The 13,194-nt window shown below is 50.3% G+C and carries 15 protein-coding genes; 2 read left to right on the forward strand and 13 right to left on the reverse strand.

Features of this window, described 5'->3' with window-relative positions:
- Nucleotides 1-9 precede the first annotated feature (9 nt).
- The gene (locus Q0L26_RS00365) at nt 10-372 is read left to right on the forward strand and encodes an RNA polymerase-binding protein RbpA (protein ID WP_296645919.1); all 363 of its coding nucleotides are present in this window, start codon (nt 10-12) and stop codon (nt 370-372) included.
- On the opposite strand, the gene Q0L26_RS00370 is transcribed toward Q0L26_RS00365, so the two are convergent.
- The 11 genes from Q0L26_RS00370 to Q0L26_RS00420 are packed head-to-tail and all read right to left on the reverse strand — an operon-like array spanning nt 357 to nt 11,099.
- Nucleotides 357-1,043, reverse strand: coding sequence for a polyprenol monophosphomannose synthase (locus Q0L26_RS00370; protein WP_296645920.1), 687 nt, complete (start codon nt 1,041-1,043; stop codon nt 357-359). The two genes, Q0L26_RS00365 and Q0L26_RS00370, sit on opposite strands and share 16 nt — an antisense overlap.
- A gap of 14 nt (nt 1,044-1,057) precedes the next feature.
- The gene (lnt, locus tag Q0L26_RS00375) at nt 1,058-2,593 is read right to left on the reverse strand and encodes an apolipoprotein N-acyltransferase (RefSeq protein WP_296645922.1); all 1,536 of its coding nucleotides are present in this window, start codon (nt 2,591-2,593) and stop codon (nt 1,058-1,060) included.
- Between the two features lie 34 nt (nt 2,594-2,627).
- The gene (locus tag Q0L26_RS00380) at nt 2,628-5,078 is read right to left on the reverse strand and encodes a DEAD/DEAH box helicase (protein ID WP_296645924.1); all 2,451 of its coding nucleotides are present in this window, start codon (nt 5,076-5,078) and stop codon (nt 2,628-2,630) included.
- Nucleotides 5,075-5,863 carry a twin-arginine translocase subunit TatC gene (gene tatC, locus Q0L26_RS00385; RefSeq protein ID WP_296645927.1) on the reverse strand — a complete coding sequence of 263 codons (789 nt, stop codon included), beginning with the start codon at nt 5,861-5,863 and terminating at the stop codon, nt 5,075-5,077. The genes Q0L26_RS00380 and tatC overlap by 4 nt, the downstream gene beginning before the upstream one ends.
- Nucleotides 5,864-5,881: 18 nt before the next feature.
- Nucleotides 5,882-6,058, reverse strand: a complete 177-nt coding sequence (gene tatA / locus Q0L26_RS00390) for a twin-arginine translocase TatA/TatE family subunit (protein WP_296645929.1) — start codon at nt 6,056-6,058, stop codon at nt 5,882-5,884.
- Nucleotides 6,055-6,390, reverse strand: coding sequence for a hypothetical protein (locus Q0L26_RS00395; RefSeq protein WP_296645931.1), 336 nt, complete (start codon nt 6,388-6,390; stop codon nt 6,055-6,057). The genes tatA and Q0L26_RS00395 overlap by 4 nt, the downstream gene beginning before the upstream one ends.
- 2 nt (nt 6,391-6,392) lie before the next feature.
- Nucleotides 6,393-7,388: a WYL domain-containing protein gene (locus Q0L26_RS00400; RefSeq protein WP_296645933.1), complete on the reverse strand. Its 996-nt coding sequence runs from the start codon at nt 7,386-7,388 to the stop codon at nt 6,393-6,395.
- Nucleotides 7,381-8,391 (reverse strand): WYL domain-containing protein, encoded by a 1,011-nt coding sequence (locus tag Q0L26_RS00405; protein WP_296645936.1) that lies wholly within the window; start codon nt 8,389-8,391, stop codon nt 7,381-7,383. Before Q0L26_RS00405 ends, Q0L26_RS00400 begins: the two co-directional genes overlap by 8 nt.
- A 20-nt stretch (nt 8,392-8,411) precedes the next feature.
- Nucleotides 8,412-9,404 carry an FKBP-type peptidyl-prolyl cis-trans isomerase gene (locus Q0L26_RS00410; protein ID WP_296645938.1) on the reverse strand — a complete coding sequence of 331 codons (993 nt, stop codon included), beginning with the start codon at nt 9,402-9,404 and terminating at the stop codon, nt 8,412-8,414.
- Nucleotides 9,405-9,432: 28 nt separating this feature from the next.
- Complete coding sequence (locus Q0L26_RS00415) at nt 9,433-10,431, reverse strand: tRNA (adenine-N1)-methyltransferase (RefSeq protein ID WP_296645940.1); 999 nt, start codon at nt 10,429-10,431, stop codon at nt 9,433-9,435.
- Between the two features lie 8 nt (nt 10,432-10,439).
- Complete coding sequence (locus tag Q0L26_RS00420; RefSeq protein WP_296645942.1) at nt 10,440-11,099, reverse strand: HAD family phosphatase; 660 nt, start codon at nt 11,097-11,099, stop codon at nt 10,440-10,442.
- A gap of 74 nt (nt 11,100-11,173) precedes the next feature.
- On the opposite strand from Q0L26_RS00420, the gene Q0L26_RS00425 reads away from it, so the two are divergent.
- The gene (locus Q0L26_RS00425; protein WP_296645945.1) at nt 11,174-12,046 is read left to right on the forward strand and encodes a PAC2 family protein; all 873 of its coding nucleotides are present in this window, start codon (nt 11,174-11,176) and stop codon (nt 12,044-12,046) included.
- 2 nt (nt 12,047-12,048) lie between these two features.
- Here the strand turns inward: Q0L26_RS00425 and Q0L26_RS00430 are convergent, their stop codons facing one another.
- Both Q0L26_RS00430 and Q0L26_RS00435 read right to left on the reverse strand, forming a co-directional pair.
- Entirely contained in the window at nt 12,049-12,891 is an 843-nt protein-coding gene (locus Q0L26_RS00430) for an undecaprenyl-diphosphate phosphatase (RefSeq protein WP_296645948.1), read from the reverse strand.
- Nucleotides 12,888-13,103, reverse strand: a complete 216-nt coding sequence (locus Q0L26_RS00435; RefSeq protein WP_296645949.1) for a hypothetical protein — start codon at nt 13,101-13,103, stop codon at nt 12,888-12,890. The genes Q0L26_RS00430 and Q0L26_RS00435 overlap by 4 nt, the downstream gene beginning before the upstream one ends.
- Nucleotides 13,104-13,194: the final 91 nt, after the last annotated feature.

Raw genomic sequence — 13,194 nt, forward strand, 5'->3', positions numbered from 1 at the left:
GGAGGAAACATGGCCCAGCAAACTATGCGCGGAATGCGTCTTGGCACTCAGAGTCTTGAAAGTGAGCGCGGAGTTAACTACTCAGCTCGTTCAACTCACTCTTACCAGTGCATCAACAACCACGTTTCTGAGATGGTTTTTGCCGCTGACGCCGAACTTCCTCAGACCTGGCAGTGCAAGCAGTGCCCTGAGCAGGCAACTCTTCTTGAAGACGGCAAAATGGTCGTTCTAGAGGCAAACGATGACAAGACTCCTCGTTCACACTGGGAGATGCTGCTTGAGCGTCGCACCCGCGAAGAGCTAGAAGAGATTCTTCAGGAGCGATTGGACTACATCCGTGCACGTCGTGCCGGTGGTCAGGCTGACTTGTAAAAGCCCCACTTTGTGACCAGCCATAGTGCCTCGAGCACTATGGCTGTTGTCATTTTTGAAGCCCCTCGGGTGCGTTCAACGAAAGTGATTGGCACTTCTAGAATCACTCCCCCGGCACGATGGCTTCTTAGAGCCATTTCAACTTGGAAGGCATAGCCTCTGGCAGCTACTCCATCTAGGTGTAATTGCTTCAGGAAACTGACTTTGAATACTCTGAATCCGGCAGTCATGTCTTTGATTCCGGTTTGCAACATGAACCTTGCATAGGTGTTTCCAAAACGAGAAATCGCTTTGCGATACCAAGGCCAATTCTCGACCTCTCCCCCGCTGATCCAGCGTGAACCGATGACTAAATCGGCTTTCGACGCCCTAGCTAAAAGTTTTGGTAGATCTACGGCGCGATGGCTGCCGTCTGCATCCATCTCGACAACGTATTCAAAGCCTTTTGAAATTGCCCAACTGAAACCAGCTAAATATGCGGCTCCAAGGCCGTCTTTTTGGTCACGATGTAAAACGTTAACATTTGCAAGATTCTCGGCTAACTTGTCAGCCAACACTCCAGTTCCATCTGGGCTGGAGTCATCAACGATGAGAATTTCAACTTCTGGCGCGAAGAGATTTATTTGTCCGACTGCCCATTCGAGGTTTTCTATCTCGTTGAAGGTCGGCATTATGACTAGAGTGTTCAACGCCCACTACCTCGCTTGCGCCCTCGAAGCCAAGTCATCAAAACGATCATCGTAATGAGTGCGGCAGCCAGATTGAAGAATAAGTCGACACTGCTACCAATAATCATTGCCGGCGTTTTGGATGTCCTGAGTGGTACTTGGGTGATCATTGCACCTGGTTCAAATACCGGTAGGGAATCAAGTTTTGTGCCATCTGGGGCATAGACCATAGATAGCCCGACAGTTGAAATATTGACAATCGCGCGGCCCGTTTCAATGGCTCTAAGTTTGGCAAAGGCTCCCTGTTGGTAGGTCTCGTCGCTGTGACCGAAGTCGGCATTATTTGTTTGAGAGAAAATAACCTGCGCGCCTTCTGAGACAAGGTCGCGACCAATGTCATCGATGGCGATTTCGAAGCAAATTAGCACTCCGGCATCAGCTTTGTTCTGGATTGAGAAGATTCCATCTCTGGTTCCGAAGTTATAACCTCGTGAAACTAATCCAATTAAATCTGGGGCTAGCTGGTACCAAAAGTCACGATCGGGAACGTATTCGGCGAACGGAACGGGCCGTTTCTTGTCGTACCAGTCAGTCGGGCCTACTCCAGGTTCCCAAAGAACAGAGCTGTTGTAAAGCTCTTCGCCTCTAGAGCTAATTCCTCCAAGAATCAGAGGCACTTTAATTTCGTTATCAACGAAGTCTGTGATTTTGGCTGCTGCCCCAATGTCGCTAAGAGGGCTGATATCAGATGCGTTTTCAGGCCAAACCACAACATCCATGGATGATCGCAACGGAAGACTTTGAAGCAATTTCGAGGCACTCAAATGGTTATTCAAGATTGTTCCTCGAACCTCGTTTGAGAATAGGCCGGCGTTGGCGTTCCCTTGTACTGAACCAACGGTAAGCGTGCCCGCCTCAGCATTGGATGGAATGAACATCAGAGCAGGAATTGCAAAAATCAGAGCGTAAGAAACTGCCGGAAGCGCCAGGTGTTTGATTCGGAAGCCCTGTTTGAAAAAGCTGATTGCTGTGATTACCAAAAGTGCACTTAGCGCAGCGACTAAAAAGGTCAACCAACCCAACCCGCCAAGATAAACCCACTTGGCCAGAATTGATTCAGATTGGGTTTGAGCCAGTCGAGACCAAGGGAATCCGCCGTAGGGCAGGGTAATTGAAACCCACTCTCTCGAAGTCCAAATGATTGAGATAGTTAGTGCGGTCAAGCTTGCACCGGCCCAAGTTTTCGGCAGCTTTTGGTCGAGCCAAGCCCAAACAGCGGCTGTGGTTGCCATGCCGATTGCAAAAATCGCGGCTTCTAAAACTGACAGTGCGAGCCAAGGCACGGGGCCCAAATAGAGGCTCAGCCACTCGATTTGACTGAGATAAAACGAAAGTCCGCCGACGAATCCAATAAAAAGTGCTGTTGAAAATTTCTGTCTATAAATCGAGGCCAAAAGTAGTGCCACGGATACGAAAATCAGCGGCCAAATGCCCTCGCGAGGCATCGCAAGGCTTGAACAGACCCCACCAACCACCGCTAGCAGAAGACGCAATAGCGGCAGTTTTTTGAAAAATGCGGGTAGTCGTTTAGCCATAATACGAATACGCGACGATGCCACGCTTCACCTTATCTACGGCATTCTTGGCAACTTCGGCCAGTTCTGGCCCAGCGGTCTGAACAATCTGGTCAAGCAGGTCAATAATCTGTTTTGTCCAGCGAATAAAGTCACCGGCAAGCAAGTCTGCGCTATCCAAAACCGTGTCTAGACGAGCACCTGATGCCCAGCGGTGAATAGGCAGTGCCAGGCTGAGGTCAAGAGGATTGCTGTGTCGAAGTTTGTGTTCACGCGATAGCTCTTCGAGATCAGACCAAATTTCTTGAGTTGTTTCGATGGCCTGCACAAACTCACCCTTAGGCAATCGTGGTTCCCACTCCTCGTCACGGCGAGCTTCATAAACCAAGGCAGCGGCCATGGCAGCCAAACTTGCTGGATCAAGTTTGTTCCAAACACCCTCGCGCAAGCACTCTGAAATCAACAGGTCTCGTTCACCATAGATGCGCGCAAGGGTTTTGCCTGCCTCGAGAACCTCGTAGTCTTCGCCATCGAATTCGATGTATTTGAGGTCATCAAGCATGTCGCAGATTCGATCAAAGGTTTTGGCAACCTGATTGGTTCTGCCTTCAATCTGATTCAGAATTCCTTCGAGTTCGCGTTGTAACTTGAACCAACGTTCACCCCAGCGTGCATGAGCCTCGCGGTCGGCGCAAGAGTGGCAAGCGTGAGCTCTCATGTCGCGCTTGAGCTGATTCAAGCGCTGTTCTTGCAAATGACGCCCCTTGCTCTGGCGAAGGTCTTTGCCTCGCTCGGCACGAACTCTACCGGCAGCGAGAGATCGCTCGAGATCGCTGATTTCACGACGCATCGAGGCGTATTCAGCAAAATCGCCGCGGTGGCATTCCATGGCCTTGGCATAACCGTCGAGTGAAACTTGTTTCTCGCGAATTCCCTTGGCCAAACCAACTACAGATCGGTCGGCCTGGAACTGCGCAAACGAGGTCTCTAGAACTTCGCGTGCACGATCTCGACCAAAAGCTTCGATCAGGTTGACGGCCATGTTGTAGGTGGGTCTGAATGGGCTAACCAACGGATAAGTGCGCTTGCTGGCCAAACCAGCGACATTATTTGGATCCATGTTGGCGCTCCACTGGATCACTGAGTGGCCCTGGGTGTCAATTCCACGTCGCCCTGCGCGCCCGGTGAGCTGGGTGTACTCCCCCGGTGTTATTTGAACGCGGCCTTCGCCGTTGAACTTGTCTAAGCGTTCGAGAACAACCGTTCTCGCCGGCATGTTGATGCCAAGTGCCAGAGTTTCGGTAGCAAATACCACCTTGACCAGTTTGCGCAAGAACAGTTCTTCGACAACATCCTTGAAAGCTGGCAACATGCCCGCATGGTGGGCTGCGACACCTTTTTCGAGCGCGCTAAGCCAATCAAAGTATCCAAGGGTTGCAAGGTCTTCATCGGCGATGTTGTAGCACTTCGCTTCAACAATCCGGCGAATTTCTTGCTTTTCTTCAGTGGTGGTTAGGCGTACCGTGCTTGACTGGCAAGCCTTAACCGCTGCCTCACAACCAGCTCGCGAAAAGATGAAAAAGATCGCCGGAAGCAGGTCTGCTTCATCCAAGATGTCAACGATTCGTGGCTTCGAAATTCGCTCGATGCGTGCTTCTCGCCCGCGTGGTTGGTCATAGAAAGACTGGCGCTTTCCGCGTTGAGGTCGGTTAATTGGTTGTCGCATTTTAGAAGCATGCATTTGAGCCAATTCGGGGTTAACCCGAACATCGCGATCGCCTTCGTCAAAGAGTTCAATCATTTCATCACCGAACAGCACATGCTGGTTCAGAGGTACTGGTCGAATCTCAGAGACGATAATTTCTGTGTCGCCACGCACTTCGTCTAACCAAGCGCCAAATTCTTCGGCGTTCGAAACAGTTGCGCTTAATGAAACCAATTTGACGTCTTTGGGCAGGTGGAGAATGACTTCTTCCCACACAGCTCCTCTGAATCGGTCAGCTAGGTAATGCACTTCATCCATGACTACATAACCCAGTGAGATCAAAGAATTTGAGTTTGCGTAAATCATATTTCGCAGGACTTCGGTTGTCATCACGACAATCTGGGCATCAGAATTCTGGTTGGTGTCACCTGTGAGAAGCCCCACTCGTTCGGCACCGTAGCGCTTGACTAACTCGGCGTACTTTTGATTACTGAGTGCCTTAATCGGGGTTGTGTAAAAAACTTTGAGATCTTTTTCGATGGCTAGGTGAATTGCAAACTCACCAACAATGGTCTTTCCAGCACCCGTTGGTGCTGCTACTAAGACGCCTTTGCCGGCAGCGAGTGCCCTGCAAGATCTCTCTTGAAAATCATCCAGGGGAAAGCTGAGCAGTTTAAGAAAACTATCGATTGAAGGCGCCTTGGCCTTGCTCTTTGCGAGAGCAAATCTCTCAGCTGGGCTCAATTCGCCGTTATTCAAGTTAGGTTCGCAATCTGTGCATCAATTGACGCAACTTTTTTAGCCCGGCGACGATCGTTAATCCAGGTAACGCTTGCTGCCAAGAAATAGAGCACCAGAAGCGGAACCATCACAAGGAACATCGACATCGGGTCTGCGGTAGGCGTTGCAAGTGCCGCAACCACTGCAATGATGAAAACGGCGATTCGCCATGATTTCAAAATATTTTGGGTCGTGATCAGGCCTGCAAAATTGAGCAGCACAAGCACTACAGGCAAAACAAATGCGATGCCGAACACCAGCAAAATGCGGATGGTGAACAGGATGTACTCGTTGGCGCTAATTACGTTAGCTGCTCCGGTTGGAGTAAAACCGATCAGAGTCGAAACGAAACTCGGCAATGAGACCCAGGCCAGAGCCACTCCGGTACCAAAAAGAGGAATTGCACTAAACAGGAATCCGAGGGTGAATCTGCGTTCGCGTTTTTTGAGTCCGGGGGTAATAAACGCCCAAAGGTTGAATAGCCAAATCGGGCTTGTGATCAGCACACCGAGAAATATTGACACTTGTAGCTGAAGGTCAAAGGCGCCGGCGACCGTGCCAATGTTGAGTGTGGCATTCACGCCACGAGTTTTAGCAACATCGAGTACCGGCTGTTGAAGAATTTGAAAAACTGGCTCGAAGATAAACCAACCGAAAACCGTGCCCGCGAGGATAAATAGGGCAGACCAAAACAATCTTTTGCGAAGCTCTTTTAGATGCCCGCCGAGGTTCATTTTTGCCTCGGGATTGCGCTTTTTGGCCATGTTTTTGCCTAGCGAAAACTATTTATTTGAGTCTGAGTCGTTTTTCGCCGAGTCTGTCTTGTCGCTCTTTATCTCGGTCTTGAAAATCTTGAGTGACTGGGCCAAGCTCTTAGCCAAACCAGGCAACTTAGGGCCGCCCCAGAGCAATAGGACGATAACAAGGATGATGATCCATTCCCAGCCGTTTAGTCTCATTTTTTAAATCTGCTTTCATCGGGGTTGAAGTGCTTTAAAGACTCTATAAGCCTACGCTGTCGCGCCTCGTGTTTCTTTTGCTTGCCGGTTAACAGGTGTCTACGCTCGGCTACGAGTACCGCAGGATCATCAAGCAGATTGTCTTCTGGCCTTGCGACATCATCGGGCTTGACCATCGCAACTTGCAGAGCCTCTGAGTTCTTAGCGAGCCGTTCGAATTGGTGAAGAACCTCGCTGAATCGATTCCAGAGCCCGACTGTGATGATGCCAAGTACTGCAACTGAACTAACGAGCAATGTTGTCCAGATCCAGAACCATGCCCAAAAACCCATGACTAACCCTCCTGCCCGGTTGGAGCCCCAATGGAATCGGTTTGCCCTAGTGCTCGAAGTGCGTATTCTCTGACCAGGTTTCTCGCCTCTTCTGGGGCAATCACTCGTGCCGCTCCCCCATATTTAGCAATCAATCTGCCAATGTTCGGAAGGTGGCCAACCTTAATAGTGGCTCGAATTGTTCCGTTTTGATCCGCAGTTGGTTCACTCACCGCCTGAAATTCGGAAATCAATCGGTAGGCCTCAGGCTGTACCTCGACCACGACTTCTGTGTCGGTTAGGCCAGCAACGTAAAGCGCATCTTCAATCTCGCCGACCGATTTGGCTGACTCGCTAATTGGTTCTTGCAGAACCGAAATCGCTCGCATGCGGTCGAGCTTGAAGTTGCGAACATCCTGGTTTTTTGGGCAGTAACCGCGAAGATAAGCACCATCTGGTCGCGGATCTAATCGAAGCGGGTGAATGACTCGCTCTGACCTTTCGCCACGTTGGTTGAAGTACTCGCACTGAATCTGGAGACCTTCAAGAATCGCCTTGCGAATAAGTTCGGCACCAGCTTCGGCCGAGCCAGGTTTGAATTCGTGAATTTGACTCAACCCGCGACCGGTTCCCTCGGCAAGCAATGATTGAAGCACCGGGATGTCAGCATCTTGTGCGAACTCAGGCAGGCTCTGAAGATAATTTAGGCCAGCGGCTATCGCAGCGGCTTGCCTGGTGGATAGCCTCGGTGCCTCTTCTATAACCAGATTTTCACTCAGCGAAATATATCCTTCGTCAACCTCGCTCGGATCAATATAGAAAAAACACTCCTCATGCCCATTCAAAAAAGCACGAGCGTCATTCAGCGACGTGATGGCCTTACGAATGTAAGCAGGTTCTAGGCTAAAGTGCTCAGACACCTCTTCAATTGAAACCGTGCCGCGATTCTGAAGGTAGCCGATAAGTGAAATCAAGAAATTGAAACGCTCTTCGCCGTTGTAGCTGTTGAGTTTAGGCATGATCAGAGGCCACCTTCGCGAAACCTGATTTGATTGCTTCGTCTAGTTCCTTTGGTTGAATCACCTTTATGTCTAGGGCAAAGTCTCGAAGCTCTTCGGCCAGCAGGTGAAGATCCATAAATTGGAACCGCACGGTGGCCTGCTCTTCGCTGTTAATCTCATCATCTAGGCGAAAGTGAAACCACGCCTGAGAGTCACGTTTTACTCTAAGTTCAGCGACATTTTTCGAGATAAATTCAGCAAGCGAATCATCGCTTTGCTGCACCGAGATAGAGTCTGGTTGATCAAAGTAGATGGGTTCATCTTTGAGTTTGATCAGGCTGATTTTAGAAGTTATTCGCTTTAGCAAAAAGTTTCGCGACTGCCCGCGTTCAAGATCAAAGCACTGCAACATCCACTGGCCACCAATGTTCTTTAGTGCCCAGGGTTCAACGGTTCTCTCTTCAACGGCTCCATCTGGCTTTCGATAGTTGAATGAAACAACCGTTCTATCTTCTATTGCGTTCGTGAGGGCATAGAAGCTTGGTTCATGGGTTCGAATTCTCGGTGCAAAGCCGAGAAGCTCAGATGAAGCTGGCGCAATACCGAGGGCTCTAAGACGAACCAGGCCTTGGTTTGCCTCTGACTGCAAAGAGGCCTGCGCCCACGCTTGAGCGGCCATGTCGAGCAGTTGAAGCTGCTTCGGAGTAAGTTCAATGTGCTTAGGCCAAATAAAACTGTCGCTGGCAATGATGTACCTGAGGTCTTCAGGGTCACCATTAGGATTCTGAGTTTCAATCTGAACGCCAATGTCACGCAATTCTGCCTTATCGCGTTCGAACATGCGATTTAAGGCATCTTCGTTGCCTGGTTCATTTGCCGCGGCGTACCCCAAAATTGCAGAAAATAGTTGCTGCTTATTCAGCCCTCGCTCGGCAAACAGCAAGGCGCAGGTTAGTTGAAGCAAGCGCTCAGATTTATCTTTGCGCGTTGGCTGCCAAGCATCCTTGTCTTTTGAAGTCAAAGCGAGCCCCCGTTTACTTGTTACTGACTAGGTGTTGCTGAATCAAGAATGTCAATTACGAAAATCAAGGTTGAATTTCCTGGGATGCTGCTGCTGCCGGCGGCTCCGTAGCCGTCTTCAGGGGTGATTACGACAATCACCTGTGAGCCAACTGTCTGGCCTACCAATCCGGTGATGAAGCCCTTGATTAGATTGCCCTCGGTAAGAGTGAAGTTTGCTGGCTGCTTGGTATCCCAGGTTGATTCGAACTTTTCGCCACCCCAGATGAAACCGCTGTAGTGAACGGTGATTGAATCGCCAAGTTTGACCTCGTTACCCACACCCTTGAGCAAGGTTGCAACTTTGGTTTCGGTTGGGGCGTCACCGGTTGGGTTCGTGATTCCAGGAGTACCATCTGGTGCGCGCACAACAGCCGGGAAACCAGCTGCTGCTGGCTGCTCTGAACCGGTCGCATAGGGCAGAGCCACATCAACTAGGTCGATTAGGTAGATGACTGAGTCATCTGCGCCAACACCGGCGTTTGGAATACCCTGGCCACCGTGTGCAAGCTTGGCCGGTACAAGTACGACCACGCGTGAACCGATGCGAACTCCTGAGAGTGCGTGGCAAAGATCAGGAGTTTGACCTGGTGTGAATAGTGCTTGAGCTGGTGCAGTGCCATCGAATGAAGTTCCGCCGAATGCTTCGCCCGTTGTTCCATTACTGGCAGTGAATTCAACGGTTACTTGCTCGCTACCAGTGAACTTGGCTCCGGTGCCTTCTTTTAGAACTCGGGTCTCAATAGAGGTTCCGCCCTTTAGTGGGGTCGGAAAATCCATGGTCGGCGCGGCGCCATCGGTTTCTGTGACCTGAATCTGTTCAACATTTTTACCACCGGTAAACGTGTCGCAGGTTTGTTTTACGCCTTCGAAAACTGCGTCTTCTGGCTTGAGGCCAGAGCAAGCGGTCAAGCCAACAGACAGTGTGGCAATGGCAAGAAGTGCTGTAATTTTGCGCAAGTTTTGATCTTTCATTCGAAGTTATCTAAGTCTAACCAGCAGGTTAGGCCTCGCCCTGTTCCGATTTTGCCGCGGCGGCAGCACTGGCGCTGCGAATGGTTTTGCGAAGCTTCTTCTCAGAGACTTTTCGCTCACCCATGTGGTCAGGATTCCAAACCGCGATGTCCTCATCTGCGAATTCAGGTTTGGCCTTGGTGGTCTTGAAATCTGGCAGAACGGCATTTGGAGCCAAGCGACGAGCCGACACCAAGAAACCGGTGTGACCAATCATGCGGTGCTCTGGTCGTACGGCAAGGCCCTGCAGATGCCAACCTCGAACCATCGATTCCCAAGCCTCTGGCTCTGCGAACTGGCCGCTCTTTCTGAGTGCTTCGGTGAATCGAGAAAGCTGGGTAACCGTAGCCACGTAACCCATGATTAGACCGCCAGGCACAAGTGCGGCCGCACATTCGTCGATACATTCCCATGGGGCCAGCATGTCAAGGATGATTCGGTCGACCGAGGCATCCTCTTTCTTTTTAGGAAGTTCATCTTGCAAGTCGCCGAGGTGGATATTCCAGTTGTCTGGAACGAGCCCGAGATTTGTAGCCACGTTCGCCGAAGCAATTTCGGCAAACTCCGAGCGGCGTTCAAACGAGTCGAGAGTTCCGTGGTCACCGATAGCGCGAAGAAGATACATGCTGAGGCCACCTGAACCAACGCCGGCCTCGACAACTCGAGCACCAGGAAAAATGTCGCCCATCACCATGATCTGGGCAGAATCTTTTGGATAGATGATGTTTGCGCCACGAGGCATCGAAAGCACGAAGTCACTTAGCAAAGGTCTAAAGGCTAGGTACTCAACTCCGCTTTGATTCGCAACGATAGAACCTTCTGGCTGCCCAATGATGTCATCGTGCATGAGGTCGCCACGATGGGTGCCGTACCTAGCACCAGCCACCAAAGTGATTGTGTTTAGACGCCCTTTAGGCCCAGTGAGCTGAACTCTGTCTCCGGCACGAAATGCACCGGTTGGCAGAGCTGCGTCGCTTAATTTTGACAATCGATTTCCTAACTAAAGAGTTTCTTTAAATCTCTGACTCTGACGCCCTCGAGGGTTGGCCAGATGATTCGCCCAGGAGACTCTGGGATTGCGATGAAATTTGGAATTCCTACTGCCTTGGTGCCTGCGGCCTCAGCCGACTTCAAGCCAGTCAAAGAATCTTCAAAGGCAACACAGTCACCTGGATTTACCCCAAGCAATTCAGCAGCTTTTAGATATGGCTCGGGGTAAGGCTTGCCAAATCGCACATCATCTCCCCCGACGACAACGTCAAAAGCTTTGAATGGAATTTGATCCACGACCTCTTGTGCCATGTGATGCAAAGACATCGTCACGAGAGCTGTTTTGATGCCTTTTCTCTTCAACTCGCGCAATAGTTCTTTGGCACCAGGTCGCCAAGGAATTTCGTTCGCTAGCTGCTCGCGAACACCATTAGTAAGTCGGTGGATGATTTCTTCAGGTTCTAAATCGCTGCCCAGTTTTTGCTTGATGATTTTTGAAGAGTCAAAAAGACTCATGCCGATGAGGTCAAAACCGTCTTGTTGAGTCCACTCGGTCGAGTGCTCGGCAGCTAAAGCTCGTTCGCTTTTCATCCAGTAGTGTTCAGAGTCAACCAACGTGCCATCCATGTCCCACAAGACTGCAGCAGGTAGTTTTCTTCCAAACATAATGTTCCGATTTTACTAGGCGGTCATTGGCTTAGAGTTTTAGTAGAAAGATTTCTCTAGTCAAAGGAAACACCTTGAATCAGCCTATTTTTGCTGGCCGCACTCTAATCGTGGCTTTCGAGGGCTGGAACGACGCCGGTGAGTCGGCAAGTTCGGTAGTCAAATTTGTAGCCGAGAAACTGAGCGCGGATGTAGTTGCCACGGTTGATTCTGAGGATTATTACGACTTTCAGTTCAGCCGCCCGACTGTTTCATACGATGCCGAGGGTAACCGTCAACTAAATTGGCCATCAACTGATTTTTGTGCTCCCGGAGTTGAGGTTTTAGCTCTAGACCCTGCCCTTTCGCGTCTAAACCTACTAATCGGCATAGAGCCTTCTCGCCGCTGGCAAACCTTCACGGCCGAAATTATGGAGATGATTGAGGACCGCGAAATCGACGCAGTTATTTTTCTAGGTGCCATGTTGGCTGATGTGCCGCATTCAAGACCTATCAGTGTGGTTGCGACCAGCCAAAATGAAGGGGTTCGTAAGGCATTCGATGTTGAGCGCAGTCAATACGAAGGCCCGGTTGGAATTCTGAGCGTTTTGGGTATTGCACTCGAAAAGGCCAAGATTCCGAGCATCGCACTTTGGGCATCTGTTCCCCACTACGTTCACAACACTCCATCGCCTAAAGCCACTTTGGCACTATTAGTTGAGCTCGAGAAGTACCTAGGTGTTCAGTTTGAGCATGGTTCGCTGGCTGATGATGCTTTTGCTTGGGAACGCGGAATCGATGAGGTTGCTGAGGCCGACGAAGACATGGCCGGCTACATTGCTCAACTCGAGAAAAACCGCGACGAAGCCGAATCTCCGGCAGCAAGCGGTGATGCGCTAGCTATTGAATTTGAGAAGTTTTTGAGAGCCAGTGAAGAACCTGGCGAAGACGAAAAGAAAACCGAGTAGTTTTAGACTGCCCAAACTCCAGTTGCCAAGAGGGTAAGCACAACCGCACCCAAACCGACTCGCCAAACCACAAATGGCAAGAACGAACCGCGATTCAGGTAGCGAAGTAAGCCAATAATTACCGAAAATCCAACGGCAAAAGATACAAAGGTAGCAATTACAGTTGCAGCAAGATCAGCCGCAGGCAAATCTTTATAGGTTTTAGCAAACTCGTATAGCCCGCTCGCCACAACCGCTGGAATGGCAAGTAAAAAGCTATAGCGAGCAGCGGCTTGTCGCGAGTATCCGAGTAGAAGACCCATTGAAATGGTTCCACCTGATCTCGAAACACCTGGGATAACTGCCAGGGCCTGCCCTAAACCAAAGAGGATTCCGTGTTTTGTGGTGAGCGAATCAATCGAACGATTGCGCTTGCCGTATTTGTCTGCTGCACCCAGCACCAGGCCGAATGCGATGAGCATAAAGCCAATCACCCAGAGGCTACGAAGTTGGTTCTCTATAAGGTCTTTGAAAACTAGGCCGATGACAACAACCGGAAGGCTGCCGATAACAATCAGCCAACCCAGTTTTGCGTCTCTGCGGGTCTCTTCGTCAACTTTTGATTTGAGAGCGATAGCGCGAAATACCGCTGCGGCGATTCGCGTGATGTCGCGCCAAAAATAAATTAATACGGCTAGCTCGGTGCCGAGTTGGATGGTGGCAATAAAGGCTGTTAGTTCTGGCTTGCTCATTGACTGCAGCCCAAGCATTTGTTGTGCGATTTGCACGTGAGCGCTTGAAGAAATTGGAAGGAACTCAGTTAGCCCTTGAACCAAACCGAGAATTATGGCTTCGAAAGGAGTCACTCTGCTTCGTCTTCCTCGCTCAGGGTGATTGGAAGGTACTCTTCGTATTTCTCTTCGAGAGCTTCTTCATAATTCAAGAAGGCGTCTTCGAGTTGGTAGAAGGCTTGTTCTACTGCTGGATCATCTTCGCCACGTCGAGCAGAAACGGCCTCGAAATGACGCTCTAGCGAAGCGATGAACTGTTGAAGTGCGATGCGGGGTTCCTGAGCCATAAAGCAAAACTACCCCGAAAAATGCCCTCACGATAGCAACCCTGGGTTTAAATCTGGCAAGAATTAGCCAGGTCTTATCTGGTAATGTTGC

The organism is Rhodoluna sp. (assembly GCF_024641065.1).
GTDB lineage: Bacteria > Actinomycetota > Actinomycetes > Actinomycetales > Microbacteriaceae > Rhodoluna.